The following is a 26,997-nucleotide window of genomic DNA, read 5'->3' on the forward strand; positions in this document are numbered from 1 at the left end:
GTGATGCGTACACCGTGATGCGTAAAAACATTTTTTTCCTACCCATAATGCTTCACGCCATACGCTTCACGGGCACATCACGGATCGAAATCGTTTCGTGATATCAGCCGGAGCAAGGGCCACTCGGTCGGCATCTTCAATCTGTTCATTCACTTTGATGAGCAAAAAACTCGGGCCCTCTTGGGACAACATATCCTTAAACTCATAGAGAATATCTTCACGTTCCCAGACTCGCTCGATATTGACATACCCAGCGGCCTTCGCGATTTGGTCCAGTCGAACCATTCGAGAATAGGTAGGTTGATTACCCGCACTCCCATACACTTCATTATCAAAAACCACATGAATAAAATTCTTTGGCTTTAAAGCGCCAATAGTCGCCAGGCTGCTCATGCCCATCAGCACGTTTCCATCTCCATCGAACACTATGATTTGTTTATCGGGCTGCGCTAGCGCGAGACCCAAGCCAATGGATGCCGTCATGCCCATCGAGCCCGTCATATAAAAGTTGTGGAGACGATCCCGAAGTTTACACGCCTCACGAGAAGGAAACCCGTTGCAAATAATAAGAGGCTGCTCCGTGACGAGCCCTAATAAGGCTGCCATAGCTTGGGCTCGACTTTGCATTACTCCTTCTTCGGGTCTCATCGTTGGCACCACATACTTAAATACTACTTAATTATTCGCCCGCATGGGTTTGTGGGATTTTTCCATCTTACATATGCCTTAAATTCTAAATCCGAATATTTTAAACTGACCTTACAATTTCTGAAGACCCGACTCTTTATTTTGTCCTTTGAATTCATTTCGGATTTCGATATTCGCGTTTCGAATTTTTCTGTTTTAGGGTTGAAGCGTTTTCACGATTCCTTTCTTGACCAAAAGCGCCACGGGGATTCTTTGCTCCATGAAGGTTTTCGCGGTCCACTGCAGATCATCCCTCATGGTTTTTTCAGAGAGCGTTCGATGCGGAATTCGAATCGTATCCAACAATGACGGCATGGTTTGTCCCATAACCAAATGTTCAGAAGCATCATTCCCCTCAAAACCACGCCAAGAGATGAGCATCACACAGGGAATTGTATAAATGAGGTGCAAGGACATCAGCACATTCATGCCCGTGGCCAATCCAGAATTTTCCATCAGCACCACCGGAATTTTTCCTCCGAGAAACGCCCCTGCGGCCATGGCCAAAGCCTCATCTTCTCGCACGGCGGGAGTAAATAGACGGCGTTCAACTAGCACATCGAGGACACCCGCCAAAAGAGTATCCGGAACGCCCGTAAAGAAATCACACCCAATATCTTCCAATGCCTTGACTACCTCATCGCTCTCAATCATGCCAGGACAAGCCTCGATGATCGCAGGGCAAGAGAAAGATATGGTGTCATAACAGGAATGCCATGGTGTGGAAGTGAAAAAATTAAAGGCAGAACATGAAAAATGGCCAGCATTCATGCTGACCGGCTGCACAACGGTGTGAATTATAACGAACCGGTTCTCTGGTTCTCAACAAAGCAGGAAAAGCGACCAATCCACCGTGAATCCTGATGATTGCAGCCCCAACCCACTCGGTGTACACTTCCCACCCTTAATTCGAAATCCTACAGGGGAATGTTTCACACAGAAGGAGTGGAGAACACATGAAAAAGAAGAAACCATCGTCTGGCGGATATACCGACCTTCACGCCAAATGCGGGATTACAACTTCGTTGCCCGAACTGGAGACGTGGCCCAATCAATTTTCCGGCTATGAGATTACGATCGAAATTCCTGAATACACCGCCATCTGTCCCAAGACTCAACTTCCAGACTTTGGCACCATCACCCTTCACTACATGCCGAATAAAGCCTGTGTGGAACTTAAATCGCTGAAAGTCTACATTCACGCCTACCGCAACATTGGAATTTTTTACGAGAATGCGGTAAACCGCATCCTTGAAGACTTGGTCAAAGCCTGCAAGCCCAAATGGGCTATCGTCACCGGAGTGTTTACTGCACGCGGAGGCTTGAGTAGCACCATCAAGGCGATGTATCCGAAATAATTTCCTACTGGTAATTAATCAATGGATAAATAAAAGATCCATCAATATAGAAGGTTGGCCCCAAATCCGGGAGTAATTCCCAACTTAACGTAAAAGGTCCATCGTGAAAGTTTCCCGAAGTCAAGTTTCCAAAACCGACGGCAAAGCTCAAAATATTCGAGTACGACTTTTGTTTCACCTTTTTTAATTAAATCTCTAGCCAAGGACATATTGGGACCAAAGGAATCAAGATTAGAAGAGCCTGGTGTTTTTCCTGCATTAATTAAATATTCTTTTGCCTTTACCAAATCCCCATTTAAAAGAGCCAATCGACCTAAAACCATATTCCCATCGTGGACAGCATTCCAATAATTCCAATTGTTCTCAAAAGCCCCCATTAGACCTATTAGCTCCAAAGCATACAACCGTGCTTTGTCATATTCTTCAGCGGCAAAAGCTAATTTAGCCGCATCGCACAAAATGTAGAATCTTTCCTCTGCGGATTTTGCCTTCTCAAGTTGGATTTCTTTTTCACTAAGTTTTCTAGCATGATTGGAAAATATATCTCCAGGTAATATTTCCAAGAAAATAAAGGAGAATAGGATTGGGATCAAGATGCCCAAACCAAGGGCATAAAGATATCGTGCTTTCATCGAGTGCCCTTTTCAAAATGAAAAAATTGCACTGAATCTATATACACAATGGGATCTAGAAGAAAAAAGGAAAATGGGAATGGCTAGTGATTGGCATAAAAGTCTTTAATCGTGCTCACCACTAATTCCATTTGCGATTCTGGCAACTCAGGATAGACGGGTAGAGACAGCACTTCTGTGGCCATTCGTTCGGAAACGGGCAAATCACCCTTTTGATACCCCAGGGGTTGATAGCATTCTTGAAGATGTAAAGGAACTGGATAATAGACTTTATGTCCGATGCCATGTTCTTGTAAGTAGCTCATTAATTGATCACGATTCTGCGCGCGAATCGTATATTGGTTAAAGATATGCACATTGCCAGGAACGGTATGAGGCAACGTAATCCGGTTCAGCAAACCGGCATCGGCAAATAACCGATCATAGGTCGCGGCATTTTGCTGACGCTTGGTATTCCATGTATTGAGATGAGGTAACTTCACCTGCAACACGGCTGCTTCCAGGGCATCAAGCCGGCTATTCATCCCAATGTGATCATGGTGATAATCGGAACGACTCCCATGCACGCGCAAGGCCAAGAGTAAATCTTTCAAGGTTTCATCGTTGGTGGAGATCAACCCGCCGTCACCAACGCCCCCCAAATTTTTCGACGGAAAGAAACTGAAACACCCGGTATAGCCCATGGTGCCCGCTTTTTGTCCTTGCTGTTCCGCACCAATGGCTTGGCAAGCATCCTCGATGACCTTGACGCCATGTCGATTCGCCACCTCAAGAATCTTGCCCATGTCTGCGCATTGGCCAAACAGATGTACGGGAATAATAGCCTTCGTCCGAGACGTAATGTTCTTCTCAATCTGCTCGGGGTCCAGATTAAAGGTGTCAGCCTGAATGTCCACAAAAACCGGAGTGGCGCCTAATCGCGAAACTACACCCGCCGTGGAAAAGAAGGTAAAGGGCACCGTGATCACTTCATCACCAGGCTGAAGATTCAGCGTCATCAATGACAGCAAGAGTGCATCACTTCCCGAAGCCACCCCCACCGCATAGCGGCAACCTAAAAAGGTCGCCACCTGTTTTTCAAAGGTGCTGACGCGTTCCCCCAAAATAAAACTTTGGTCGTCACAAACCCCTTCAATCGCCGAAAGCACGTCGGCGCGAATCTCTTTAAACTGCGCTTTTAAATCTAACAATGGAACTTTCACGGATATTCATTCTCCTGGTACGATGGGTAAATATTCGAATTTTTCTCGTAACTGCTCTTGGATATGTGTTCTTTTTGGGGGGACAATCAGAACCGTTTTATACAGCACGGGAAACGGCCCTCCGAAAAGAGGCAGGATATTCAATCACACCTATTAAGAAGGAGCAAGTTATTTTCCCAACTATTGACGTCGAAAGATCGAAGTATTCCCGAACCACCCCGCTCACACCCTTTACCCTTTTGAAAATCCATGCTAAGTAGCCTGGGATCCCATGAAATACTGTAGCCTTTGCGGAGCCTTCACCACGTTTGCCATTCCTCCGGGTGATAACTTGCCCCGGCATGTGTGCCAGCAATGCCAGACTGTTCATTACCAAAACCCCAAAGTCGTCGTCGGCTGCATCCCGGAATGGCAGGACCAGATTTTACTGTGCAAACGGGCCATTGAACCGCGCTATGGCTTATGGACTTTCCCTGCCGGGTTCATGGAAAATGACGAAACCATCGAACAGGCAGCCCTACGAGAAACAGAAGAAGAGGCCAAGGCCAACGTCACCCTTACCGGACTTTATACCGTATTTAGCATTCCCCACGTCAGCCAGGTGTATCTCGTATTTCGTGGAACAATGAAGGACCCTACATTTGGGGCAGGAGAAGAAAGCTTGGAGGTCCAACTGTTTAATCTTGATCAAATTCCCTGGACAGAAATGGCTTTTACAGTTATTGAGGAAACCCTAAGACTGTATTCACAGGACCGTGCCACCGGTCAGTTTCCCACCCATGTCGGCACCATTCAAAGAGGGGGAAAAAAAGGTCGCTAGTTGCTGGTCGCTGGTAAAAATTACTAGCGACAAGCGACGATTTAGGATGCCGCCAAGACAATCACCCCATACCGAGCCGCCTTACCCAGACTCATCCAAAGTACAGTCGCCATCCAATGAATCCTCAACCACCCAGCGGCGACACACAGCGGATCCCCTACGATTGGAACCCAGGATAACAAAAGCACCGGGCTCCCCCAGCGTCTGACCCATGCCATCGCACGTTGATATTTTGGCTGTTGAACATTCTGAGAAGGAAACCACCAATCCACGAATCGCCCTATGCCCCAAGAAGTCATTCCCCCCAGGGTATTTCCCGCCGTCGCAATAACCAACAGTGCCCAAGGATCGTGATGACCTTGATAGGCCAACGTCCCAATCACCACTTCCGAACCACCGGGCAGTAACGTTGAAGCGAGAAAGGCACTCAGGAATAATGCCCAAAGAGTGGGATCGTCGGCAGACATATCACAAGAATTTTTTCATGACACTGAAGGCTGGGAAAGGCAGGATGTATTACAAGTAGTGACAGTCCGTTACCGAAGTTTTTTTATTCCCACAAATTTATTGTTCTCATTGAATTGGATGGCAAATTCCCCCTCAATTCCATCGTGGGTCAGAAATTGGCGCAGCACCCGCGCGGGAAATTTGACTTTCCGGCCATCCATCGCTCGAGTGACCACAGTATCCGCCGTGCCCTTATAAAAGGCCAGATACTTATCAGAGGAAATAGAAAGGCTCACTCGAATTTCCGGCATACCGCCATTTCACATGATAGGGCCGTGATTGGGAACGCCACACCACTTAACCATAAAATAGCAAACAAAAAAAAGAAAGGGAGCGGTGGATTTGGCAATTAGAAGTATCCTGTGGCCCCTGAATTCCCCTTCCCGTCGTTCCCGACGTTTTTAATTGGGAGCCATATTGGCTTTTCACTGAAGGTAAGCAATTGGATGAAAGGATTTGTTTCGATTTTTTTATAGCAGTCCGTATGTCTTTTGTCTGGCATGGCTGCCTTCCGCATATTACAAGTGTGGAGAGGGCACCTTATCAATTCTTCAGACAGGAGACAGAACCATGAAACAACGAGCCTTTGTGGGATTAGATGTGCTCAAGGACAGTATTGCGGTGGCCGTGGCTGTCGATGAACGAGGCGGAGACGTGCGGTTTTTGGGGGACATCGTGCATAAACCAGAAGCCATCGCCAAGATGGCCAACAAGCTGGCAGCCACGCATGGGACCTTGGACTTCTGTTATGAAGCCGGGCCCTGTGGATACGGCCTCTACCGGCAACTCCTGGCCCAAGGCTATGCGTGTATGGTGGTCGCTCCCTCCCGCATTCCGATCGCCTCGGGGGATCGCGTGAAAACGGATCGCCGGGATGCGCAACGCTTGGCCGTGTTGCATCGCGCGGGGGAATTGACGGCGGTGTGGGTACCCGACGCCACCCATGAGGCGATGCGCGATCTCGTGCGGGCCCGGCTGGATGCGATGCGGCATGTGATGCGCGCCCGGCAACAGTTACTCGCGTTTCTGCTCCGACATGGGCGTGTATACGAGGCAGGTCGAAAGCCGTGGACGTGTCGGCATCGACGGTGGTTAGCGGCACAGAGCTTTCAGGAGCCGGCCCAGAATATAGTGTTTCAGGATTATGTGGAAGCTGTTTGGAGCGGAACGGCCCGTCGAGATGCCTTGCTTGCTCGTATAGCTGACCTGGTGCCGGCCTGGTCCTTAGGGCCTCAAGTTGAGGCGTTACGGAGCTTTCGTGGGTTGGAGTTAGTTTCCGCCGCCACTATTTTGGCCTGCCTTGGGGATCTCAGCCGCTTTGCCACGCCGCGGCACTTGATGAGTTATGTAGGGCTGACACCATCCGAACATTCCAGTGGCGGTCGAATCTGTCGCGGGAGAATTACCAAGACAGGGAATCGCGACGCCCGACGCATGTTGATTGAAGCCGCGTGGAGCTACCGCTATCCCGCGCGTGTGACTCAGGATAAATCGGATATTCTCATCAAACAACCAACGTGGGTGCGGGAGTTGGCCTGACGAGCGCAGGAGCGGCTGTGTCGCCGGTATCGGCAACTGACGAGAAAGGGGAAGAAATCAACCGTTGTCGTTACGGCCATTGCTCGCGAGCTATCTGGATTTATCTGGGCCTTGGGACGTGGCCTGACGCCGGCCTCTTGCTGAGGCCAGGAGTTCGGCGGGAGCGCGTGCGAACGGTTCGGGGAATGCTCGACAACCCTGTGGGCCAGCGCTGCTGATGCCCGTTAGCAGTCGGAGCCAGCTCCGCGACGACACACGTTCATGCGGTGGCAACCCGCGAAGGGAAGTTTGATCGACCGTCGCCAAAGTCGCACGGGCTCCCGACCTAACTCCTTGATCGTCATTGAACCGTAGCCAATACACTGTTTCGAGGAAACGGATGGCCGGCGTATGCGCGAATCTCTTGACAAAAGACATGGAAGGGTGTCGTCCCTGCAGACGAGTCCCTTTTGTTTCGGCAAAAGGACCCAAAACCATTTCCGCCCGCGCGCAGCCCTTCCGACCTTACTCAGAAGTTAGGTCTCCAGGGTCCCTCCGCTTCCGCACCGAATCAAGATGGCTCAGAAACTCGCTTCGAGGTGCAAAGCCACCTCTCCGTTCAAACAGTCTTCGCCAAAGAAGTCGATTCGGGGCTCCAGCTCCGCCACACCCAACGCGGGAAACACTCACAAAACACATGCCGTTCCCAACCTAGTTGAATTACCTCTCAAAAAAGGGAAACGGCACCTTTTCCAGGTGAAATTATCCATCAGAATACTTTGGATTCTAACATCCTAATGCCCAGCTTCAGCCACGTGTTTTCCAGAGCGAAGCGGCACGAAACACGTCGAGGTTAGAAGGGTTCACTTCTTCAACTCAAGCCCATTGGCACGACACGCCACCTCAATAAACTTCTCAAGAACCTCGGGTGCCATCCACGTTTTTTCGCATAGATGATGTACCCAACTGAGAATTTGCTGGTGAGTTCTACAGTCCGAGAGTGAGATGTTGTATTCATAGCAGACGTTGATGACGATGTGGTCGTCTTTTATCGAGACGATACGCTCCAGTTCTTCAAGACGCTTGGTGTATTTCTCGAAAATCTCTTCGTTGCTTGGCATATACAACCTCCCTCTAACAATGTTTAGGCCGATCCGTATAAGAACAGGATTTTCGACTTTTTGTCCACATAACACGCCATCGATTCTTCGGAAGAATACGCCGGGGTCGTTGTCTTTTCAATTGGGTATACCCATGGCTTCATTTATCACGGCGTATCCTGCGTTGGGTGTGGCGGAGCCGCAGGCCCGAATCGACTATTAGGCTCGGGCTGTTTGAGTGGAGAGGTGGCTTTTCACCTCGGAACGAGTTCCCGAGCCATCTTATTCGGGACGGAGGCGGAGGGACCCGTAGGGCCATGCACAGGCAAGAATGGTTTTGGGCACTTTTGCCGAAACAAAAGTGCCTCGTCGTGCGGGCGCGAAAGCCCGCATAATAATTCCCAAACAACGAACCACCATGACCTGAACTCGCAACACAATCCAAATCCACGAAAAACCTGGATTCCCGCTTACAACCGCGGGAATGACGAGGTTAAAACTGGCGTAACACACCTTCCTGTGGACCTTCGTTTATTTAGAAGTTGAAGTTTCAATCCGTCTCCTGCGTTGGGCGCGGCTGGGCCGCCGTTCCGAATCCCACATCTCGGCGAGGACTGTGTGAGCGGAGAGGTGGTTTTGCACCTCGGAGCGAGTTTCCTCGCCATCCTGATTCGGGAAGATGGCCCAGCTCCCTGTCGTTCCGCGCACAGGCAAACATGGTTTTGGGCACTTTTGCCGAAACAAAAGTGCCTCGTCGCGTGGGCGCGAAAGCCCGCATAAAATAAATCACTCCTCTACCCAAGACACTGAATCCCCAACCAAAATTTCTCCATCATCCAACACCTCCCCAAATGCCCCACCGGCCCAAGAGGCCCCCATGGCCGCTTGTAATCCTGGAAGAGTTTCTTCCATTCGTTCACAAGGTTTGGTTTCGCCTAAAATTCGAATTCTGCATCGCCCAATTAAGAGAATTCGTTTTCGTGATTTCAGGAGGCTCAAGCCACGAAGCAACAAGTTGGCCCGACGCGCGGACGGGGGCAAGTCACCTCCAACTTCGTTCATCAATCCATCCCACACTTCACGCTCAATAAGGGTCACTTGACGCCGCCCCCCTTGGTTGGCATTTCCAATCAGCCCAACGTCCTTTTCCAACGTCGCCATTTCCACCGAATCCATGGGGCCACGCTTCATACGCTTGATCCAAATCGCCTCAAGTGTCCCGGAAATCTTGGAATCTTGTTGAGCGACTACCCTGCCCATTTCCCGTAACGCTCCATTTCTTACACAAACTGAAGATAATGTTACCTTTACTCGGTTCCTTTTGACTCAAACCCGTTGTGAGCTTTATATTAACTTATGAACACTATGCGCGATCGAATAGCTTGTCCTACCAGACGGCCAGAAAACAACACTTCAAACTCCATCATCACCCGTCTTTTTTTTACCCTATGCGTGATTGGAAATTTCGCGCTCACCGAAACTCCGGTGCGGGCCGAACATCCCACACTCACTCCCACGCCATTTGAACAAATTAAGGGGCTGGTTGGTACTTGGCAAGGCACGAGAAAAGCCTATGACGGGGAAGAAACGATCACAGCACGTTATTCTCTCACAGCCAAAGACACCGCGGTGATGGAGCAATTATTCCCAGGCACTCCCAAGGAAATGGTATCCGTGTACACCCAAGACGGCCACGACCTTGTCATGACGCATTATTGCATGCTCGGCAATCAACCACGAATGAAGACTCAAGGACGGGCCCCATCCAAACACATCACCCTAACCTACGTCGACGGGACTGGCATGCGCTCTCCCCATGAAATGCATATGCATGAAGTCACCATCACGATCATGGATGACTCCCACATGACCCACCAATGGACGTTATACGATAAAGGGAAAAAAAAGGTCACACACACGTTCATGTTTACTCGGCAATAACGAGAAAGGTTCTCCCTCAAATCCATCAAGACCATCTGATTGTTCCTCCCCGCCTCGAAATCTTGTTCACATGCACCATTTAACCAAGGACCCAGGCCATCTATGAATACGGAACTCGACATTGTCTTGGATGCCGTCAAACAAGCGGGAGCCAGGACCTTAGAACTGGCCGAGAACGGTTTTGAAACTCATCGAAAAGCAGATCGCTCACCCGTCACCTCTGCAGACCTTGCCGTAAACCAGATCTTGCACGATACCCTTTCGAAACAATTTCCCAACGACGGGTGGATGTCAGAAGAAAGTCCTGATACGGATGAACGTTTACAACGATCCCGCGTGTGGATCATTGATCCTATCGATGGTACGAGTTATTTCATTAAAGGCATTCCCCAATATTCCATCTCCGTGGCCCTGATAGAAAACCAGGAACCCATTCTTGGAGTTATTTATAATCCGGCTACCGAGGAATTGTTTTCTGCACTCAAGGGACAGGGACTGCATCTCAATGGAAAGCCCGTAACGACCAACGCCTTAGCGGATAAACCCCTGAGAATCTTAGTAAACCCATCTCGATTGGGCCGCAAGGAATTCAAGGCCCTCGAAGCCCATGCCACCCTTCAACCGATGGGTTCGATCGCCTATAGTTTAGCGCTCGTGGCAGCCGGCCAGGCCGATGGCACCATTAACTACGATCAGTTGCACGAATGGGATATTGCGGCAGGGTGGCTGTTAGTGCAAGAAGGCCAGGGCATCGTGACTGACTCATTTGGAAAGACCCTCCCGTTTAATCAACCCGACCCCATTTCCCGAGGAGTTCTTGCTACTCGACAGAACAGGCACAAGGATTTTGAAACACTCTTGACCAAACGCCCGGAGAAAAAATCTTAATCCGATAGCCCCTGCAACCGAATCGTTTCAACGGGATACCAATCCTGCGGATTTAGGGATTCTGCTCGGACCAATTTCAGCTCCTCCACAATAAACTTTTTTGGAAGGTCGGAAGGAAGCGCTGCAATAATTTCTTCTTTAACTCTTGCGGGAAACAGTCCATATAACACACTGACATGGGGATTAAAGGGTAACGGAAGCTTTTGGCAAAAGAAGTCTATCCCCTGCTCTCGCGCGTCAAGAATTTCTGAATTTTTTCTCACCTTGAAATACAAACAGCGAAAATATTCATCTTCAAAAGCAGGCCCTTGAAGTTCAATTGAAATGGGGCAAAGTTTTTTTCCTAATAAATTGGCTCGTTCCGAGAAAAGAGATTCATCTCCTAAGAGTTCTCCTAATAGCGTGATATGGGGGTCAAAGCATGGCCCCTGGTACTGCTGGCTCAATTGACGAATGACTTGAGCCAACAGATGACCAGCCTCACCCTCAGGCGTGAGCCACAGGTAGTATTTGGCCATGTTTATTCCGCCAAGGTCTCAATACAACGAGGATCATCGAAACGAGCATTATTAACATGAAGGCTGACTGGATTCGCCACCATTTCTTCCGAAGGATACGCTTGCAGCAAGGGAGCAAGGCGCTTCGGGTCTTTGAGTTCAGGATCCAGCCACTCGTCATAGGACGTGGGTAGAAGGATGACCGGCATACGATGATGAATAGGAGCCATGAGCGTATTAGGTTCGGTCGTGAGCAACGCACAAGACTCAATGACTTGGCCGTCGGAACTGGTCCAATGATCCCATAGACCGGCGAAGGCAAAGGGCCGTTTATCTTGCATCCGAATGTAAAATGGCTGTTTCACACGGCCATTTTTTTGCCATTCATAAAACCCATCCGCAAGGACTAGGCATCGACGCTGCTGAAAAGACTTTCGGAAGGAGGGTTTTTCCGCCACCGTTTCGGCACGAGCATTAATCAACTTCATTCCAATGGCGGAGTCCTTTGCCCAGGACGGAATCAATCCCCAGCGCAGCACGACACCTTCACGGGTCTTTGAATCAGAAGGCTTTCTCACAGAGGCCACAACTTGCGAAGGAGAAATGTTATACCGAGGTTTCAGATCTGCCAATTCCTCAAACTGGAATTGATCCGCCAAGACTTCGGGGGTAGTGGTTAAGGTATACCGTCCGCACATCGGCAAACAGCCTCCAACAACTATACCGTGTCGCCATGTAATAAATGCGACAATGTTATGACTATTGATAAAATGTGACGCAACCCTCAGGGCTTGAAGGAGGCACCCTCATGAAGAATTTATTCTCTACGCAACAAGTTAAAATGGTGCTCCTCGTCTGCCTCGGTGGACTACTTGCTATACTTGCCCTCTCCCCTCCACTTCATGCCCAAACCGGAATCCCAGCGCCAGACATACTCAATGACGTATGGCTCAACTCTCCGCCACAGCGGTTGAAGGATTTACGCGGCAAGGTGGTTATGGTCGAGTTTTGGACTTTCGGGTGCTACAACTGCCGTAACATCGAACCCTATGTCAAACAATGGCACGCCAAGTATGCCGACAAAGGATTGGTTATCATTGCCATTCATTCTCCTGAATTTAGCTACGAACGATCCACGGAGAGCGTCCAACAATATATTAACGAGCACAAACTACCCTATGCTGTCCCTATCGATAATGATTTTAAAACCTGGAAAAAATATCGAAACCGATACTGGCCAACCCTCTACCTCATAGACAAACAGGGCATTATTCAATATGTAAAAATCGGAGAAGGTGGATATGCAGAAACGGATCATCAAATACGACAACTCCTTGAAGAAAACTCATCCCCTTCATCCTAATGAAGATTGTCTACCGACTTGGGATGAACATTCTGGCGATTCGTTTCCTTTCTCGCATCACCATCAGTGGAGGAAAGTAGTGTGGCTGGTTGAATAGCTTGGTCCCCGAATCGTGACCGAATGCTATCCAGGGCTTTTGAAATCGGAACGGCAGCTTCGTGAGCTGAAGAAAAAAGGTTTAATTGCGAAGAGTCCTCTGGTTTACCCAAATGAGAACCAGCAATGCCCAATAGTCTGACGGATTCCTGAGCGCAAGGCAGACGATCCAGCAAGGAAAGGGCTATCCGATAAATAGTGGCATCCTGATCGGTGGACCTCGAAAGGGTAGAGGATCGTGTGAACGTGTGAAACTTGGCCGTCCGAAACTTCAAAGTCAATGTCTTGGCAGAAACACCTTCGGCCCGCAACCGACTCCCAACCCGTTGGGCCAAGTCCAACAGGGTTTGCTGAATCACCGCCAGGTCCGAAGTATCGGACGCAAACGTCAACTCCGCGCCAATGGATTTCGCCGTTTCCTCCGGCACCACCTCGCGATCATCAATGCCATTTGCCAGTTCCCAAAAATGCATACCCTGCTTACCTAACCAGACTGAAAGCTCCGCACAAGAAGCCGAAGCCACTTGGCCAATAGACTCATATCCCCGTCTACGGAGAAGTTTTGCCGTCTTTGGTCCGGCCCCCCACAACCGTTCAATGGGCAAATCGTGAAGAAACGCTCGTTCTCTTCCTGCCGGCACCATCACAAATCCTTGTGGCTTTTGAAGGTCCGAAGCTACCTTCGCGACAAATTTCGTGGTCGCTACACCCACAGACGCAATCAAATGTTCCTCATTCCAAATATCCCGTTGAATCTGCGCGCCAATGGCTTGCGGAGTTCCAAATAATCGTAGACTCCCGGTGACATCTAGAAACGCTTCATCAAAACTCAAAGGCTCAACCAAGTCTGTATAGCGATGAAAAATGGAAAAAATATGCGAGGACACTTCTTGATACCTCGCCATGCGAACAGGCAAGAACACACCGTGAGGACATCGGCGATAGGCTTGACCAATGGGAAGTGCCGAATGAATACCGAACTTCCTGGCTTCATAAGACGCCGCCGATACCACACCTCGTCCCTTGCCCTCCTTAGGATCAGCCCCAACGATCACTGGCTTCCCACGATACTCCGGATAATCCCGCTGCTCTACTGACGCATAAAATGCATCCATATCCACATGGATAATCCAACGTGAATGTTGCCTGGGAGGAATGTTGGGTGCCATGAGGCCCATTGTAGGCCTTGTAGAAAAAAACGAAAAGGGAACCCGATGTGGAGAAAACCAAAAGGAGATTTAATTAGAATTAGGAGGTTCGGGAACCGGCCGCCACCTGGCAACCGAACGACGAAGAAACTCCTGTCGCTTCAAAAATTTGAGATGATATTGCCACGCGTAAAATTCCTGGTTTTCCTGAAAAGTCTCCAGAAACTTCGATTCATGCTTGAAATCGTTTTTGATAACGGCGACGGGAACTTTAGGAGCCATAAATCCTTATATCACAAATATCTAAACGGCATCCATATCATCATGGGCTATTACTGTTTCTCTATTATTAGAAATTTGTCCCTATCTAACAAAAAAAGTCTCTAGAATTTCCTCACTTCACTATCGACGAGGCATTTCCCCATTTGCCAGTGAAAACAAATCCCTCCAGTGGCTTTCTTGTGCGTGGCGCTCTTTCCCGTTCAGCTAATTCTTCTGAAAGTAAGTTGGGATCTCCCATATACCCCAAGGCCAACCCCGTCACGGGATCGAACCCTTGCGGGACACCATATACTTCTCGAATACGATCTGGAAGAATCCCGGCCATTTGATGCAGGCTGAGGCCCAAGACCGTGGCCTGAATCACTAAGTTGCCGACGGCCAACCCGACATCATGCCACGCATGGGGATTCCCCTTGCCATTATGATCAAAGGTGGACTTGGCCACTGTCAGCATTAACACCGGAGCCAATTTGGCCCATTCTTGATTACCATCAACCAAGCACGACAGCATTCGTTGATACTCCTGGGGAGTGTCTTTGGTAGCCACGATAAAGTACCAGGGCTGCTCATTAAAGCAGGAAGAGGCCCACCGCGCAGCTTCGAAAAGACGGTATAAATCGTCTTTTTCAACTGGACGATCGATGAAGGAGCGAGGACTCCACCGTCGCTGAATGGGATCGTGAAGCGAGTAATTTGTATCAGCGGGTTTTTCCATAAGCTATATTCCTTATTGGATTTTTAGATATTCACAAATTCTAAGCTGAACACTTCTTCCATCATAATACCTGCCTGCACTTATAACTTCATTCCTGAAAGTTACTTTACCCATGTGCCTGAAGGTTCCTCTACCCTCTCGTATCAGGATATTGGGTGGAACCTGCACGAAAAAACGCTGAAGGCTCGGGAACAATCCAGGCCACCTCATCCACCATTTCCAACAGAGGGACATCATCTTCGATCGAATCTACTGAAAGATCTTGGGTTTGCACCTCGATGTTCTCTTCACGAAGAACATCGCATTCAATATTTTTCCAATCACCCCGAATGGGCCTCAGTAAAAAATCCGTATCCCAAAAATAAATATCCACGATGGCCGTTCCATCCAAGAAACCAATTTGAAATGTACCGATCGGTCGTAAAGCCTGGGGGTCATCTTCCACCAAATCATTATGGGTTGCGCAAAAATTCCTGAGACATTCGTAGAGTAAAAGCCAATGAATATCCGTCAATTGATACACCGACGCATCACGGATCGCGGCTAATAATTGTGCCATAAGACGAACGGCCTTGTAGGGGCCACAGAAGGTGGAAGTTTCAGGATAGAGCCCTTCCCACGAATCAATCGCCGCGTCATCGGCCACCATCCTCACTTCGGTCATTTCACTCACCAAGGCTTCTTGCAAGATGGCTTCAAATACGACATCAGGTTTGGTTTGAAAGTAAATCACGGTGACACGTTACATCCTAGGAACATCCATCATTGAAACCTGCCGATTTCACGCCCACGATATCCTACCGTTCAGACGCACCATGAACAACCCAGGAGATAGGGTACACGAATCAGTGATTCCTTTCGAATGCTTTTCGTGTATGGAAATACCCGGAGGGAAGGATGTGTACTCCAACAATTGTGATGAATGAAACCGCAGCTTGTGCGGATCGCTTGATTAATTGGAAGGGAAAGACAGTGTGTTCAGGAGGTGGCGTGTTGCATCTCGGACACAAAACACAAATCGTCCTGCAGGCCCTCTTCAAAAGGATTTAGAATTCGCTCGACTCGTACGGGCTTACTGCCGGTTTTATATTCGGATAATTCCACTAGATAAGGTGAGTCTAACTTTTTTCTGCCTTTATTCCAGACAAGTTTCACCATAGGCAGCATGTGATCTGCTTGATTCACCGACACCACCCATCCCCGCTCCCCAGTGGTAAGTTCAACCAAGCTTCCCACGGGATAAAGCCCCAAACTTTGCACAAGGGCTTCCACCCACTCCATGGAAAACTCGCCCTCTAACCCCAGTTGATATAATCGGCGAACCGCCAGCGCGGGGGGAAGCGGTGGACGATTTCCCCGTTTGCTGACCAAGGCATCATATCGATCCACTAATCCCACCAGCTGAGCAAGCAGGCTAATGGTATTGCCTTGTCGCTTCCAAGGATATCCCTTACCATTGACGCGTTCATGATGTTCCAACACGATACGTCGGGAGACTTCCGAAACGTCCTCTGCCTTGGACATGAGCGTCGAGCCAAGCTTCGGGTGGTTTAAATACAAATTGCGTTCTTCCGAAGTAAAGGTTCCCTTTTTTAAAAGAAGATTTCGAGGAAGTCGGAGTTGGCCCACATCATGGAGCAATGCACCGAGCGCCAAGTCGTGCAATTGAAGCGCAGACATCTGGGAACGATAGCCCACAACCAAAGCCAACACGCACACATCCACAGAATGGGAAAATAGCGTGGCATCAAATTGTCGCATACGTTGCAGTTGTGCATCAGCCAATAAGGCGCCTTCTCGAACCTTTAAACAATCAAATATAGTTTGAGTGACTTCCCGTAAGGGTCCAGACTCCAGCACCACACCTGTTTTGATCCCTTCAAAGACCCGCTTGATCGCAGAAATAGCTTCAGTGCGGACTTCCTGAGCCACCCGAAGTTCATCTTCAAAGGCAGTCAGAGTAAAGGTGTTTCTAGCCGCCCCCAATGAATCCCCACCTGCTTGGCTTTCCTGGGGGAGCTTAAGCGCACCCCCCACTGGCAAATTTTCCCCTTCCCCGAGAACTTCACCTGTGTTCAGATTGCCATAAGAATTCTCGACATCCGCCCCCTGTTGAATATCAATCGTGACTTCACGAACTCCAGATTGGCGGAGTTTCACAATGTCGGCTTGGGATTTGATTTGCCCACGATGGATCCAGAGGGGGGATTGAAGCCAAGACTTATCCAATCCCACCAAATGCATTCCGGGTTTGAGTTGTTCAATAGAGATGCGACGCTTCATAAGAAAAAGATGTTATGGAAATGAAAACCAAAATGATCCAAGAATTGTGGGCTGAAAAGAAGGGATGCCCCACTGATCAATTTTTCGGTTAAACACCCTCGACCTTGAGCTTTGGGATTTGGCCGTTGTTGTTTATTGCTACCCGTTAATGTTGGGTAAAACAGTTTTCTAAAGGTTTATACTAGCAAATTATACCTACAAAAAATCTAGAATTCCCCTTTCGATTTAAGTATTTGTGTACTTAATTTCAAGCAGGTTTTTTCTTCACGACCTCATAAAACTTTTTATGGAAATCTTTCTTTTTTTCAGAAAATTGGCATTGCGGCCTAGCTCCTCATCTCGTATTCTGAAAGAATGAAGTCATCGCAGCTATCAAACTCTTAGCATCAGGTTTTCTTATGAATCGCCTCCAGCCAATATTCTCCGTCAACATTGGGATAGGTTTTCTTTTGCTTATGGTCTTTATGCTCGCAGCCATTCCGGTCGGGAGCGCTACTATCGGAACCCCACTTTACCAACCAAAAACACCGGCCGGAGCCATTGACTACCGACAAGGTGTCGCGGCCCTCGCGAAGGGCGACCTTGATATGGCCAAACAGGCATTTCGTACCACACTTGAAAAAACTCCTTCACACGTGGGAGCCATGATCGGGTTGGCCGAAATTGCGTTCAAAGAAGGCACCCCCGATGTCACCGAAAAATATATTCATGATGCCATGAAAGTGGCTCCGAAAAACGCCCTCATTCATCAAATGTTGGGCCGGCACCTGGCACAACAAGGCCGTCTTGAGGAGGCGGAGAACGCTTATCAACAGGCCATTGAACTCGAACCCAAACTTATGCATCTGCAGCTAGAGGTGGGAGATTTCTATCTGCAACGTTCGAATCAACCTCAAAAAGCCATCGAAGCCTATGAATCCGCCCTTGAATTAGACGTCTCGCATGCCGGGGCTCATTTTGGCCTGGGTTCAGCCCTAGCCAATACCGGAAAGATTGAACAGGCCATCCAAAAATTTCAGGAGGCCGGGCAACTTGCTCCAGATAATCCCCTTCCCTTTTTCGCGTTGGGTCGAATTCACCTAATGCGAAAGCAATTTGAAGACGCCCACACAGCATTCACCCAATCCATTTATGCGCAACCCAAATTCGTACAAGCCTATATTGCGCGGGGTGATGTCTCGATCATTCAAGAACGGGACACTCACGCCTTGGAAGATTATGAAGCGGCTCGCAACATTTCCCCGAATATCCCAGCCCTTCACGTTAAACTTGGGCTGCTCCACGAACGCAATAAGCGATTTGATCAAGCCGTCGATTCCTTTCGTACCGCGATTTCCCTCGACCCAAGACAAGCCATTGCCCTTAATAATTTGGCTTGGATTTCCGTGCAGCATAACACTCGACTCGACGAAGCCGTAGCCTGGGCCAAACAGGCGGTGGCCCTGGCTCCCAAGGTCAGCGCCTTTCAAGATACATTAGGGTGGGTCCACCGAAAACGGGGAGAACTGGATGAGGCCGCAGATGTTCTGAGTAAAGCGACGACTCTCGAACCAGAGCAGGCAGATATCTTCTATCACTTAGGTGTGGTCGAGTCCGAACGTGGGCATACAGAGAAAGCCGTGGCTGCACTCGAAAAGGCCCTGGAGCTCAATGCCAAATTTGCTGATGCGGAGGATGCTCGACGACGACTCCAAACCCTTCAAAAACCCTAAGGGTTTCCTTATCACCCAACCAGCAGTTCACCAGATCCAAGGAAGCAATTTGAAGGTACGGGTTTGATAGTCCTGGAAATCAGGAAATGTTTTTTCCAACAACCGTTCTTCATATTGAAGTTTCAACATCAAATCGATGAACAACACCATCCAGACTCCGCCCCGGACATAAGAAAACTCCTCCCACACAATAGCCAAGGTAACCATGAGAAGGGCCAAATACATCGGATGCCGAATCCATCGATAGGGTCCACGGGATTGGAGAGAACTACTGGCTTTGATCTCCGGGAACGCACTGAGATGCCGAAGTTTCATGGTTAGGACTGCCCACAACCCAAGGACGACACCACTCATTTCCAAAAGCACAAGCCCTGGAATCGATGCCAACCAAGGGCCGGTCACCACCAGCAACCCCAAACAGATAAATTGAACGCCGACAAATATATAGGACTGGACCTGATGCTTGGATTGATACATCCTGGAATTCTCTCTTGACCCTCATTACATTATTTCAATAACCAGCCTATGGCTCCAACCATGTTCCGTCTCCCATTCAAGCCCCCCTTTCTATCCGGCGAAAGAAAACGGTGTGCCAACAGCCAAGAGGAGTATGAAACGTGTCCCTCAATGTACCAGCGTTGAAAACATTTCGAACCTTTTTGGATAAACCCTACACTCCAATTCTCTCGTTTTGCGCCGGAGTCACGTATGACACGCTCACCCTCACAAGAATTGATCGCCTCTTCGACAATCTTATTTTGCTGCTCTATGTCGCACTCTTGGGCACTCTAATCATCCTCACGGGACGCGCCAAATTGGAGGATTGGCCAAGTGCTCCCCTCCACAGGTCCCCATGGTCTCCACTCTCCTTGCTACACAAAACCAAAACGTATCACATTCCGGCGCTCCATTTTTTATTTGGAAGCCTGTTTAGTGCCTACGCAATCGTATACTCACGAAGCGCATCGTTGAATTCTTCGGCCATCTTTTTAGGCGTTATCGTGATTGTCTTGGTTGCCAATGAATTCTATCATCATCGTTTCTCAACCCTCACCCTTCAAGTCACCTTATATGCATTAGTCACGTTCAGTTTCTTTACGTTTTTCCTGCCCGTGGTAACAGGATACATGAACACCTTGGTGTTCCTCCTTGGCGTTGGGCTCAGCATCGCCGTAGTGTTCCGGGTGGTCATGTTGACGTATCGCGGAGTCTCCGTGCCAAATCCATGGAGTCCGGTCTTGACTGGACTTCCCGCCATAGGCCTCGTCGCCATCTTCACCGGATTTTATTTCTTGAATTGGATTCCACCCGTCCCACTCTCACTAAAATTTGCAGGCATCTATCATCAAGTGGAAAAGATCGAAGATTCTTACCACCTGACATTCGAGGAGGGGCCCTGGTACAACTTTTGGAAAGATACCGATGATGTCATCCGAGGCGAAGGCCCAGCCTATTGCTTCATCTCAGTCTTTGCCCCGGTCAGATTAGAAACCACGAATTACCACCATTGGCAGTACCGACCCACGTCAACCATAGAAACCGAAAAGGCACGTCCCTTCCACACTACTGATCGTATTCCTATCACCATCTCCGGTGGCCGAGAAGCCGGGTATCGCAGCTATACCGTCAAAAACCATGTAAATCCTGGAGACTGGCAAGTCACCATCGAAACCGAAGATGAGCGAATCATCGACCGCATAGAATTTTCGGTCAAGGCGTCGGTGGCCGAAAACCCTGAGTATGAAACCATCACCTATTAAGTGCCTATACAGATAGTTAAATCTGTGTTTCCGTTTAGATACACGAAGCAATCCCTCTTTTCACCCAACAGCTCGCCCGTTCATAATTCAAATCTTAAAAAAACTCATTAAAACTGGCTTCTTTCCCCGGAAAGGAATTCTTCATTTACTTTCCCAAAAATGGCATATAACCTGTTTCCCTCCTCGGAGAGATGTTCCATATCATAAGACCGAAAGGAGCAGATGATGGGAAATTTTCAAGCCCTCGATATTGGACTAGGCCTCATGTTTATCTACTTGGTACTGAGTCTCGTATGCACCGGGCTGAACGAATTTGCTGCAGGCATCTTTCAACGGCGACGCCGGAACCTCCTCAAAGGACTGGAATTCATTCTGACGCATACTCCCAACTCAAACGCCGTGGAGAATTTTAAAAATCACCCCCTCATCAAAAGTATGTATGGAAACAAGTTTCAGGCATCCTATGTCCCTCCTCATATTTTCTCCACCGTCTTGTTAGACCTCTTGCCCAAAGCCGATCCTCAGACCCCCACCACCATGCAGGATATTCGCCAGGTTATCACTCCTCCACAAACTCCAGGGCAAGCCTCCCCGCCGTCCATGCTTTATGAAACCTTACGAGTCCTCGCGAATGAGGCGGACAACAATATGACGCAACTCAAGAAGAATATTGAGGCGTGGTACAACGAAGCCATGGTCGGCACCTCGGGTCGTTTCCGTGCAAGAACTCAAGCCATTGTCTTTGTCATTGCCATCATCGTGGCCTTTGGTACCAATGCCGATACGTTTGAGATCACCAAAACCCTTTCGCAAAATTCTTCTCTACGAGCCATGCTCGTGGCCCAGACGGAACAACTCAAAAACGGGGCCTCCGATACCACGATTCCAACATTCACTCTCGAGAACCTTAAAAAAACTGGCCTGCAACTTGGATGGGAAACATTTCCGCCTCCAATAGCGGATCTTGGTTTCAAAAAATTCATGGGACTCCTCATCACTGCCATAGCCATTTCCTTAGGCGCCCCCTTCTGGTTTGACTTGCTGAAAAAAGTCGCCAACGTCCGAGCCGGCAGCCTCTCACCAGACGAAGTTGAGAAAGAAAAGAAAAAAAGTCGAAGCACCTCATAGGCGTTTCTTAAAACCAGGTCCTCAAAAAGTACGAAAGTTTTTGCGGAACCCTAATAGCTGTATCCGCCACTAAGGTGACGTTCGAAGGTTGAGGAAAGGCCAAGGTGATTGCGATAGATAGTTGATTCCACAATTTCTTTGTTATTCGGGGCGAGTTCTCCGGCGGCTTGGAAATGTTTCCTCGCTTGATCATGATGACCAAGCTTGTGCTCCGTCAGAGCCAAGTTGAAATGTGCCTCCGGCAATCGTGGATCATCCTGCACGGCAGCCAAGAATCGTGCTTCCGCGCCTTTCCATTTTCCATCGTTGTACAGTCTAATCCCTTCAAGATTATGCTGAGCCGCCGTTGGGCTTGAGATGGGTAGAACCGCGAGCGGACCAGTAGTTGCGGCACATCCCGAAAGCATAGCTAAACTCCCTAAGATCATCAGGCAGTGAGTTATTCTCTGTTGCATACTTTTTCCTCCCTACAAAACCTCTCAGCAAAATGCAGTCTCCTACCTTTCACCATGACCCCATTGTAGACTGTCCAACATTACGATACCATGCCGACCCATGACGCATGACGTCTTAATCATCGGTGGAGGATCGGCGGGTTACGCCGCCGCTCGAACCGCTCGCGACGAAGGTGCGAATGTCGGTATTATCGACCATGGCCCGTTAGGCGGTCTGTGTATTCTCCGTGGATGCATGCCCACCAAGACCATCCTCCGGTCATCCGACATTATAGCGCTCATCAAGCGAGCCAACGAATTCGGCCTTTCTTCCGTTTCCCCAAAAGCCAATCTCTCCGCCATCATCGATCGTAAAGCCCGGCTCATCGGTGAATTTGCCGATGACCGCATTCAGGCATTGAAGGATTCACGTTTTACCCTGTACGAAGAGCGGGCAAGGTTTGTCTCACCCCATGAGGTTCAGGTGGGAACCCAGACCCTGACCGCGAAAGCCTTTATCATTTCAACTGGTTCGGTTGTCTCGCGCATTCCCCTACCAGGCCTTGAAGAAGTTGGCTACATCACGAGTGATGAGGCATTGGAATTACGTGATTTACCAGAATCCATGATCGTGCTGGGCGGGGGGGCGGTCGCCGTGGAACTGGCCCAATTCTTTTCACGCATTGGCACCAAGGTCACGCTCATTCAACGCAGCCGGCACATTATGTCCGAGGGCGATGAAGACTTGGCACGACCGGTCGAGGCTCGATTCCGCGAGGAAGGCATGACCGTCTATACCAATACCCAACTTCATCGGTTTACCAAGAATGGCACACAGAAAGTCGCGCACTTTACCCATGACGGACAAGAAAAAACCGTCATGGCAGAGATTATCCTCCAAGCGCTTGGCCGACGACCGAATATCGATGGATTACATCTTGAAGCGGCCGGGATCAAAACAGAAAAGGGTAGGGTCGTGGTGGATAGGACCATGCGTACCAATCACCCCCACATCTTTGCCGTCGGCGATGTGAATGGCCTACACGAGATTGTACACATTGCGATTGAACAAGGAGAAATCGCTGGATGGAATGCGATGCATGCCAATGATTCTCCACGCCGCTATGACGATCGACTCAAAACACAGGTCGTTTTTACCGACCCACAAGTCGCCAGCGTGGGATTGAGCGAAAGAGAATGTAGGAGAGAGAATATTTCCTACATGACGGCATCCTATCCGTTTAACGATCACGGGAAATCCATGACGCTGGGTGAGACCCATGGGCATGTGAAGCTCCTGGCCGATCCTCTCACTGGAACCCTCCTTGGAGCACACATTGTTGGGCCAGAAGCGGCGGAGTTAATTCATGAACTCATTGCCGTGATGTATTTCTACGGCACGGTTCATGATCTGATGCGTATTCCCCATTATCATCCCACCTTGGCCGAAATCATCACCTATCCCGCAGAGGAACTATTGGGACGCATCCCTAAATAACAGCATCCCATTTATTTCTCTTTGAAATCATCAGCTCCACACCATGGACAGATGCCTTCTGTTTGGGCCCGCGATGGTGGAGTTGAAGTGACCTCTACCCCAACAGGAGCCTCGCCTTGAATGAGTCGCACCCACCAAGCGGATCGATTCCGAAGAATCAACTTCGGCAAGAAAAGAAAAAGTCCGGCCAACAGCACACCAGAAACAATCACCGGCCATTGTAACGTAGGCACACTTCCTCCCAAATAGGTCAACGCAAACGTCGGGGGAATCATTCCAAAAAGCGTAGCGATGGCAAAGGCTTTCAAGGACATCTTGGTCAGACCCGCACCGTAGCTGATAATGTCGAAAGAAAATATGGGCAGGAGACGGGCTAAGAAGACGAGACCCAGGAGATGATGATCAGAGCACTTTTCACAAAAAGTGACGTTGGTTTTGAATAAACGGCCCAACACTTCGCGGCCCAATCCTCGTCCAATGAGAAAACTGAGAATGGCGCCGATCTCCGCTCCCGTCACGGCATACACCATACCCCAAAAAGGTCCAAACGTGATTCCTGCTGCAATGTCCAATGGCAGGCTAGGTATTGGGCTCACGACCACTGCCAATACCATGAGCCCGATGAATACCACAGGAGCCCAGCTCCCCAGGGATGCCAATTGACTCACGATGAAATCTGGTTCGGTCAGGACATCGACATCCAAAAACTCAACGATCCCATAGGCACCAAAAACTAAGAGGAGCAAAATTATCAGTTTCACCACATGAGCAGTTTTCATTAAGTCATTCCTTAATCCAAAAGCATTCAACTCCCATACATAATCATAGACCACTGTGACCCAGCTTTTGTGATGAGCCTTGCGTCCTCGAAGCGGAAAGCCTACGCTTTTTTACTTTGTTTTGTCATAATCATGAACGTTCACGGCAAGGCGAAAACCTGTAACAACTCCCCCGATGACAAGACTGTAGGAACAATGGCCGACATTCCCCACTCGTCACCGTCATTTCTTACCAATAATTGTTACGAGGTTTACCCATGTCGCCATCAACTACGGAGACAATCATGACGACCTCCTCGCTACCCAATACCGCTCCCAATCCCTTTGGGAAAATCGTCCTCCTGAGCGTTCTTGGGCTGGGCATTGGAGCTTTTTTCTATTTTGACCTGGGACAATTTTTCTCTCTTGAGGCCTTAAAGAGCAATCGGGACAGACTTCTGGCCTATACCGAAGCCAATTTTGGCATGGCCATGGCCTTATTCATTCTGATTTATATTGTTCAAACAGGCTTTTCGTTGCCAGGTGGCGCGATCATGACTTTGGCCGGGGGGTTCCTCTTTGGAAGTTTTCTAGGAACAGTGTTGGTGAATGTCGGGGCCACCACAGGAGCTACGCTGGGATTTTTATCCGCCCGTTACTTGTTACGCGATTGGGTAGAAAAGAAATTTGGCGACCGCCTAGAATCTATTCAAGCAGGATTTGCCAAAAATGCTTTTAGTTACCTCATGACCTTGCGGCTCATTCCTGCGTTTCCCTTTTTTCTTGTCAACTTGGTATCCGGGTTAACCCGGATCAACATCGGAACTTATATCACCGCAACATCCCTGGGAATCATTCCAGGTAGTTTCGTCTTTGCGTTTGCCGGCAGGCAGCTGGGTACCATAAATTCATTGGGAGAGATTGCGTCTCCTCCCGTCCTTCTGGCGTTTACACTGCTTGGCGTCTTAGCTTTGATGCCCATCATTTATCGGAAATTCAATCAAACTAAAAATCCCCAATGAAGACAACCATTTCCAGAATAGTAACGACACACCAACAAGCCATGGTGTAAAGCGCAGTAAGGTCCTTTCAGGAAGGATGACTCATGCAAACAGGTACCCAAAGAAACGACTTAGTCGAAATACCCCCCATGGATGAGTTCAACCATGCCTTAATCAACAATGTGCATCCGCCAACCTGGTTCAATCCTGAGCCCACTGGACGATACAACTTGGTCGTCATTGGGGCGGGTACTGCGGGACTCGTGACTGCAGCGGTAGCAGCGGCAGTGGGAGCAAAAGTGGCGTTGATTGAACGCCACTTGATGGGTGGCGATTGTCTCAACGTCGGATGCGTGCCTTCAAAAGGTGTGATTCGAGCCTCCCGTGTGTGGGCGGAAATACACCATGCCGCAGAGTTCGGTCTGCATATTCCACAGGGAGTCAAGCGGGATTTCGGCACAGCCATGGCTCGAATGCGTAAATTGCGTGCCAAGATCAGTCATGTCGATTCTGCTCATCGCTACAAGGGGCTGGGCGTCGATGTGTTTATCGGGGAAGGTCGGTTTGCCGGACCGGGAACCGTGGAAGTCGCCGGTAAAACCCTCGAATATGCCAAGGCAGTAATTTGCACGGGAGCTCGCGCAGCCGCGCCACCAATACCCGGCCTTGAAGAGGCCGGGTATCTCACCAATGAAACGATCTTTTCGCTCACGGAACTTCCCCCAAGACTTGCCGTTATTGGCGCCGGCCCCATCGGCTGCGAGATGGCCCAATCCTTCACTCGTTTTGGGAGCCAAGTGTGCTTATTCGAACGAACCAATCATATCCTTCCGCGTGAAGATGCCGATGCCGCCGAGATCGTGCAAAAACAAATGTCCAAGGAGGGGCAATGTTTCGTATTTAATTCAAACATCACAAATATAGAAACGCGCGGACAAGAGAAGATCGTACACTTCGAACAAGATGGAGAAAACAAGGAACGTGTGTTTGATGAAATTCTTGTCGGCATCGGACGAGCGCCGAATGTCGAGAACCTCGGCCTGGACACCGTGGGTGTCGAGTTCGACAAACAATCCGGCGTCAAAGTAAATTCCAAGCTCCAAACATCCAATCCAAAAATCTACGCAGCAGGCGACATCTGTTTTCCCTTTAAGTTTACCCACGCAGCGGATGCTATGGCGCAAATTGTGATCCAAAATGCCTTATTCCCCCACCCCTTTGGATTGGGCTATGCGAGCACGGACTCCCTCATCATCCCCTGGGCCACTTATACCGACCCCGAGATTGCCCATGTGGGACTCTATGAGCAGGAGGCAAAAGAAAAGGGCCTGGAGGTGGACACTTTCACATTTAAACTGGATGAAGTCGATCGTGCGATCTTAGATGGGGAAGATGAAGGATTTGCACGAGTCCATATCAAGAAAGGAACAGATACGATTCTCGGCGCCACCATTGTCGCAGCCCATGCGGGCGATATGATAAGCGAGATTACTTTGGCCATGAAGGGTGGATTAGGCCTAAGCACAATTACCGGCACGATCCACCCGTATCCCACGCAGGCTGAGGTGATAAAAAAAGTGGCGAATGCTTGGCGAAAAACCACGTTCACCGAAGGCAAGAAAAAATTCCTGACGAAACTCTTTGCCCGCATGCGATAACCCCCAATGCC

Annotated in this window: 30 protein-coding genes and 1 pseudogene; 12 read left to right on the plus strand and 19 right to left on the minus strand. The window is 49.2% G+C overall.

Annotated elements, in window-relative coordinates; translation table 11 throughout:
* Positions 1-66 precede the first annotated feature (66 nt).
* The gene (locus PPG34_RS17780; RefSeq protein WP_313834792.1) at positions 67-627 is read right to left on the minus strand and encodes a thiamine pyrophosphate-dependent enzyme; all 561 of its coding nucleotides are present in this window, start codon (positions 625-627) and stop codon (positions 67-69) included.
* A 216-nt stretch (positions 628-843) separates the two neighbouring features.
* Positions 844-1,341, minus strand: coding sequence for a thiamine pyrophosphate-binding protein (locus PPG34_RS17785; RefSeq protein ID WP_313834793.1), 498 nt, complete (start codon positions 1,339-1,341; stop codon positions 844-846).
* A 302-nt stretch (positions 1,342-1,643) separates the two neighbouring features.
* On the opposite strand from PPG34_RS17785, the gene queF reads away from it, so the two are divergent.
* Positions 1,644-2,045, plus strand: a complete 402-nt coding sequence (gene queF, locus PPG34_RS17790; RefSeq protein ID WP_313834794.1) for a preQ(1) synthase — start codon at positions 1,644-1,646, stop codon at positions 2,043-2,045.
* A 41-nt stretch (positions 2,046-2,086) separates the two neighbouring features.
* On the opposite strand, the gene PPG34_RS17795 is transcribed toward queF, so the two are convergent.
* A complete protein-coding gene (locus PPG34_RS17795; RefSeq protein ID WP_313834795.1) occupies positions 2,087-2,677 on the minus strand; it encodes a hypothetical protein in 591 nt (196 codons plus the stop codon).
* Positions 2,678-2,760: 83 nt separating this feature from the next.
* The gene (locus tag PPG34_RS17800; protein WP_313834796.1) at positions 2,761-3,879 is read right to left on the minus strand and encodes a DegT/DnrJ/EryC1/StrS family aminotransferase; all 1,119 of its coding nucleotides are present in this window, start codon (positions 3,877-3,879) and stop codon (positions 2,761-2,763) included.
* A 271-nt stretch (positions 3,880-4,150) separates the two neighbouring features.
* Between PPG34_RS17800 and PPG34_RS17805 the strand changes: the two genes are divergently transcribed.
* A complete protein-coding gene (locus PPG34_RS17805) occupies positions 4,151-4,699 on the plus strand; it encodes an NUDIX hydrolase (RefSeq protein WP_313834797.1) in 549 nt (182 codons plus the stop codon).
* A 41-nt stretch (positions 4,700-4,740) separates the two neighbouring features.
* Here the strand turns inward: PPG34_RS17805 and PPG34_RS17810 are convergent, their stop codons facing one another.
* The gene (locus PPG34_RS17810; protein ID WP_313834798.1) at positions 4,741-5,166 is read right to left on the minus strand and encodes a YqaA family protein; all 426 of its coding nucleotides are present in this window, start codon (positions 5,164-5,166) and stop codon (positions 4,741-4,743) included.
* A 69-nt stretch (positions 5,167-5,235) separates the two neighbouring features.
* Positions 5,236-5,457, minus strand: a complete 222-nt coding sequence (locus tag PPG34_RS17815) for a DUF2835 domain-containing protein (RefSeq protein WP_313834799.1) — start codon at positions 5,455-5,457, stop codon at positions 5,236-5,238.
* A gap of 319 nt (positions 5,458-5,776) precedes the next feature.
* On the opposite strand from PPG34_RS17815, the pseudogene PPG34_RS17820 reads away from it, so the two are divergent.
* Positions 5,777-6,889: pseudogene (locus PPG34_RS17820) on the plus strand (IS110 family RNA-guided transposase).
* Here the strand turns inward: PPG34_RS17820 and PPG34_RS17825 are convergent.
* The 4 genes from PPG34_RS17825 to PPG34_RS17840 form a co-directional block, all read right to left on the minus strand.
* Positions 6,836-7,162 (minus strand): hypothetical protein, encoded by a 327-nt coding sequence (locus PPG34_RS17825; RefSeq protein ID WP_313834800.1) that lies wholly within the window; start codon positions 7,160-7,162, stop codon positions 6,836-6,838. The pseudogene PPG34_RS17820 and the gene PPG34_RS17825 sit on opposite strands and share 54 nt — an antisense overlap.
* A 425-nt stretch (positions 7,163-7,587) precedes the next feature.
* On the minus strand, positions 7,588-7,845 hold the full coding sequence (locus PPG34_RS17830) for a hypothetical protein (protein ID WP_313834801.1): 258 nt from the start codon (positions 7,843-7,845) through the stop codon (positions 7,588-7,590).
* A gap of 529 nt (positions 7,846-8,374) precedes the next feature.
* Positions 8,375-8,602, minus strand: coding sequence for a hypothetical protein (locus PPG34_RS17835; protein WP_313834802.1), 228 nt, complete (start codon positions 8,600-8,602; stop codon positions 8,375-8,377).
* An 8-nt stretch (positions 8,603-8,610) separates the two neighbouring features.
* Positions 8,611-9,084: an MOSC domain-containing protein gene (locus tag PPG34_RS17840; RefSeq protein WP_313834803.1), complete on the minus strand. Its 474-nt coding sequence runs from the start codon at positions 9,082-9,084 to the stop codon at positions 8,611-8,613.
* 105 nt (positions 9,085-9,189) lie between these two features.
* Here PPG34_RS17840 and PPG34_RS17845 point away from each other — a divergent pair, with 105 nt between their 5' ends.
* Both PPG34_RS17845 and PPG34_RS17850 read left to right on the plus strand, forming a co-directional pair.
* Positions 9,190-9,765 carry a hypothetical protein gene (locus PPG34_RS17845; protein WP_313834804.1) on the plus strand — a complete coding sequence of 192 codons (576 nt, stop codon included), beginning with the start codon at positions 9,190-9,192 and terminating at the stop codon, positions 9,763-9,765.
* 102 nt (positions 9,766-9,867) lie between these two features.
* Positions 9,868-10,653: a 3'(2'),5'-bisphosphate nucleotidase CysQ gene (locus PPG34_RS17850; protein WP_313834805.1), complete on the plus strand. Its 786-nt coding sequence runs from the start codon at positions 9,868-9,870 to the stop codon at positions 10,651-10,653.
* On the opposite strand, the gene PPG34_RS17855 is transcribed toward PPG34_RS17850, so the two are convergent.
* The gene (locus PPG34_RS17855; protein ID WP_313834806.1) at positions 10,650-11,171 is read right to left on the minus strand and encodes a 2'-5' RNA ligase family protein; all 522 of its coding nucleotides are present in this window, start codon (positions 11,169-11,171) and stop codon (positions 10,650-10,652) included. The genes PPG34_RS17850 and PPG34_RS17855 overlap by 4 nt on opposite strands.
* 2 nt (positions 11,172-11,173) lie before the next feature.
* A complete protein-coding gene (locus tag PPG34_RS17860; RefSeq protein WP_313834807.1) occupies positions 11,174-11,848 on the minus strand; it encodes an SOS response-associated peptidase in 675 nt (224 codons plus the stop codon).
* Between the two features lie 110 nt (positions 11,849-11,958).
* On the opposite strand from PPG34_RS17860, the gene PPG34_RS17865 reads away from it, so the two are divergent.
* Positions 11,959-12,513, plus strand: a complete 555-nt coding sequence (locus PPG34_RS17865; RefSeq protein WP_313834808.1) for a redoxin domain-containing protein — start codon at positions 11,959-11,961, stop codon at positions 12,511-12,513.
* Here PPG34_RS17865 and dinB read toward each other — a convergent pair.
* The 4 genes from dinB to PPG34_RS17885 all read right to left on the minus strand — a co-directional run bounded on the left by dinB (position 12,510) and on the right by PPG34_RS17885 (position 17,037).
* Entirely contained in the window at positions 12,510-13,778 is a 1,269-nt protein-coding gene (dinB, locus tag PPG34_RS17870; RefSeq protein WP_313834809.1) for a DNA polymerase IV, read from the minus strand. The two genes, PPG34_RS17865 and dinB, sit on opposite strands and share 4 nt — an antisense overlap.
* 373 nt (positions 13,779-14,151) lie before the next feature.
* Positions 14,152-14,754 carry a nitroreductase family protein gene (locus PPG34_RS17875; RefSeq protein ID WP_313834810.1) on the minus strand — a complete coding sequence of 201 codons (603 nt, stop codon included), beginning with the start codon at positions 14,752-14,754 and terminating at the stop codon, positions 14,152-14,154.
* A 130-nt stretch (positions 14,755-14,884) separates the two neighbouring features.
* Entirely contained in the window at positions 14,885-15,487 is a 603-nt protein-coding gene (locus tag PPG34_RS17880) for a hypothetical protein (RefSeq protein WP_313834811.1), read from the minus strand.
* 245 nt (positions 15,488-15,732) lie between these two features.
* Positions 15,733-17,037, minus strand: coding sequence for a cyclic di-GMP phosphodiesterase (locus tag PPG34_RS17885; protein ID WP_313834812.1), 1,305 nt, complete (start codon positions 17,035-17,037; stop codon positions 15,733-15,735).
* A 398-nt stretch (positions 17,038-17,435) separates the two neighbouring features.
* Here PPG34_RS17885 and PPG34_RS17890 point away from each other — a divergent pair, with 398 nt between their 5' ends.
* Positions 17,436-18,749 (plus strand): tetratricopeptide repeat protein, encoded by a 1,314-nt coding sequence (locus tag PPG34_RS17890; RefSeq protein WP_313834813.1) that lies wholly within the window; start codon positions 17,436-17,438, stop codon positions 18,747-18,749.
* 27 nt (positions 18,750-18,776) lie between these two features.
* Here the strand turns inward: PPG34_RS17890 and PPG34_RS17895 are convergent, their stop codons facing one another.
* Positions 18,777-19,226: a methyltransferase family protein gene (locus PPG34_RS17895; RefSeq protein ID WP_313834814.1), complete on the minus strand. Its 450-nt coding sequence runs from the start codon at positions 19,224-19,226 to the stop codon at positions 18,777-18,779.
* Positions 19,227-19,366: 140 nt separating this feature from the next.
* Here PPG34_RS17895 and PPG34_RS17900 point away from each other — a divergent pair, with 140 nt between their 5' ends.
* Both PPG34_RS17900 and PPG34_RS17905 read left to right on the plus strand, forming a co-directional pair.
* Complete coding sequence (locus PPG34_RS17900) at positions 19,367-20,509, plus strand: DUF2914 domain-containing protein (RefSeq protein WP_313834815.1); 1,143 nt, start codon at positions 19,367-19,369, stop codon at positions 20,507-20,509.
* 222 nt (positions 20,510-20,731) lie between these two features.
* Positions 20,732-21,637 carry a hypothetical protein gene (locus PPG34_RS17905; RefSeq protein WP_313834816.1) on the plus strand — a complete coding sequence of 302 codons (906 nt, stop codon included), beginning with the start codon at positions 20,732-20,734 and terminating at the stop codon, positions 21,635-21,637.
* A 50-nt stretch (positions 21,638-21,687) separates the two neighbouring features.
* Here the strand turns inward: PPG34_RS17905 and PPG34_RS17910 are convergent, their stop codons facing one another.
* Complete coding sequence (locus PPG34_RS17910; protein WP_313834817.1) at positions 21,688-22,092, minus strand: tetratricopeptide repeat protein; 405 nt, start codon at positions 22,090-22,092, stop codon at positions 21,688-21,690.
* 100 nt (positions 22,093-22,192) lie between these two features.
* Here PPG34_RS17910 and PPG34_RS17915 point away from each other — a divergent pair, with 100 nt between their 5' ends.
* Positions 22,193-23,569, plus strand: coding sequence for a dihydrolipoyl dehydrogenase family protein (locus tag PPG34_RS17915; RefSeq protein WP_313834818.1), 1,377 nt, complete (start codon positions 22,193-22,195; stop codon positions 23,567-23,569).
* 11 nt (positions 23,570-23,580) lie between these two features.
* Here PPG34_RS17915 and PPG34_RS17920 read toward each other — a convergent pair whose 3' ends face one another.
* Positions 23,581-24,348 (minus strand): TVP38/TMEM64 family protein, encoded by a 768-nt coding sequence (locus tag PPG34_RS17920; RefSeq protein WP_313834819.1) that lies wholly within the window; start codon positions 24,346-24,348, stop codon positions 23,581-23,583.
* Between the two features lie 284 nt (positions 24,349-24,632).
* Between PPG34_RS17920 and PPG34_RS17925 the strand changes: the two genes are divergently transcribed.
* Both PPG34_RS17925 and PPG34_RS17930 read left to right on the plus strand, forming a co-directional pair.
* A complete protein-coding gene (locus PPG34_RS17925) occupies positions 24,633-25,349 on the plus strand; it encodes a TVP38/TMEM64 family protein (RefSeq protein ID WP_313834820.1) in 717 nt (238 codons plus the stop codon).
* A gap of 83 nt (positions 25,350-25,432) precedes the next feature.
* Positions 25,433-26,986 carry a mercuric reductase gene (locus PPG34_RS17930; RefSeq protein WP_313834821.1) on the plus strand — a complete coding sequence of 518 codons (1,554 nt, stop codon included), beginning with the start codon at positions 25,433-25,435 and terminating at the stop codon, positions 26,984-26,986.
* Positions 26,987-26,997 lie beyond the last annotated feature (11 nt).

Origin of the sequence: Candidatus Nitronereus thalassa (assembly GCF_032191465.1) — a bacterium.
In the GTDB taxonomy this organism is placed as follows: Bacteria; Nitrospirota; Nitrospiria; order Nitrospirales; family UBA8639; genus Nitronereus; species Nitronereus thalassa.

Bases quoted from the DNA above. Each gene is read 5' to 3' on its own strand.
- PPG34_RS17840 (WP_313834803.1), bottom strand. From the start codon at position 9,084: ATGGGCAGGGTAGTCGCTCAACAAGATTCCAAGATTTCCGGGACACTT.
- PPG34_RS17805 (WP_313834797.1), top strand. From the start codon at position 4,151: ATGAAATACTGTAGCCTTTGCGGAGCCTTCACCACGTTTGCCATTCCT.
- PPG34_RS17855 (WP_313834806.1), bottom strand. From the start codon at position 11,171: ATGGCCAAATACTACCTGTGGCTCACGCCTGAGGGTGAGGCTGGTCAT.
- PPG34_RS17795 (WP_313834795.1), bottom strand. From the start codon at position 2,677: ATGAAAGCACGATATCTTTATGCCCTTGGTTTGGGCATCTTGATCCCA.
- PPG34_RS17785 (WP_313834793.1), bottom strand. From the start codon at position 1,341: ATGATTGAGAGCGATGAGGTAGTCAAGGCATTGGAAGATATTGGGTGT.
- PPG34_RS17860 (WP_313834807.1), bottom strand. From the start codon at position 11,848: ATGTGCGGACGGTATACCTTAACCACTACCCCCGAAGTCTTGGCGGAT.
- PPG34_RS17925 (WP_313834820.1), top strand. From the start codon at position 24,633: ATGACGACCTCCTCGCTACCCAATACCGCTCCCAATCCCTTTGGGAAA.
- PPG34_RS17780 (WP_313834792.1), bottom strand. From the start codon at position 627: ATGCAAAGTCGAGCCCAAGCTATGGCAGCCTTATTAGGGCTCGTCACG.
- PPG34_RS17930 (WP_313834821.1), top strand. From the start codon at position 25,433: ATGCAAACAGGTACCCAAAGAAACGACTTAGTCGAAATACCCCCCATG.
- PPG34_RS17885 (WP_313834812.1), bottom strand. From the start codon at position 17,037: ATGAAGCGTCGCATCTCTATTGAACAACTCAAACCCGGAATGCATTTG.
- dinB (WP_313834809.1), bottom strand. From the start codon at position 13,778: ATGGCACCCAACATTCCTCCCAGGCAACATTCACGTTGGATTATCCAT.
- PPG34_RS17910 (WP_313834817.1), bottom strand. From the start codon at position 22,092: ATGCAACAGAGAATAACTCACTGCCTGATGATCTTAGGGAGTTTAGCT.
- PPG34_RS17845 (WP_313834804.1), top strand. From the start codon at position 9,190: ATGCGCGATCGAATAGCTTGTCCTACCAGACGGCCAGAAAACAACACT.
- PPG34_RS17865 (WP_313834808.1), top strand. From the start codon at position 11,959: ATGAAGAATTTATTCTCTACGCAACAAGTTAAAATGGTGCTCCTCGTC.
- PPG34_RS17815 (WP_313834799.1), bottom strand. From the start codon at position 5,457: ATGCCGGAAATTCGAGTGAGCCTTTCTATTTCCTCTGATAAGTATCTG.
- PPG34_RS17825 (WP_313834800.1), bottom strand. From the start codon at position 7,162: ATGTCTTTTGTCAAGAGATTCGCGCATACGCCGGCCATCCGTTTCCTC.
- PPG34_RS17920 (WP_313834819.1), bottom strand. From the start codon at position 24,348: ATGAAAACTGCTCATGTGGTGAAACTGATAATTTTGCTCCTCTTAGTT.
- PPG34_RS17810 (WP_313834798.1), bottom strand. From the start codon at position 5,166: ATGTCTGCCGACGATCCCACTCTTTGGGCATTATTCCTGAGTGCCTTT.
- queF (WP_313834794.1), top strand. From the start codon at position 1,644: ATGAAAAAGAAGAAACCATCGTCTGGCGGATATACCGACCTTCACGCC.
- PPG34_RS17875 (WP_313834810.1), bottom strand. From the start codon at position 14,754: ATGGAAAAACCCGCTGATACAAATTACTCGCTTCACGATCCCATTCAG.
- PPG34_RS17905 (WP_313834816.1), top strand. From the start codon at position 20,732: ATGATGGGAAATTTTCAAGCCCTCGATATTGGACTAGGCCTCATGTTT.
- PPG34_RS17895 (WP_313834814.1), bottom strand. From the start codon at position 19,226: ATGTATCAATCCAAGCATCAGGTCCAGTCCTATATATTTGTCGGCGTT.
- PPG34_RS17850 (WP_313834805.1), top strand. From the start codon at position 9,868: ATGAATACGGAACTCGACATTGTCTTGGATGCCGTCAAACAAGCGGGA.
- PPG34_RS17915 (WP_313834818.1), top strand. From the start codon at position 22,193: ATGACGCATGACGTCTTAATCATCGGTGGAGGATCGGCGGGTTACGCC.
- PPG34_RS17830 (WP_313834801.1), bottom strand. From the start codon at position 7,845: ATGCCAAGCAACGAAGAGATTTTCGAGAAATACACCAAGCGTCTTGAA.
- PPG34_RS17890 (WP_313834813.1), top strand. From the start codon at position 17,436: ATGAATCGCCTCCAGCCAATATTCTCCGTCAACATTGGGATAGGTTTT.
- PPG34_RS17835 (WP_313834802.1), bottom strand. From the start codon at position 8,602: ATGCGGGCTTTCGCGCCCACGCGACGAGGCACTTTTGTTTCGGCAAAA.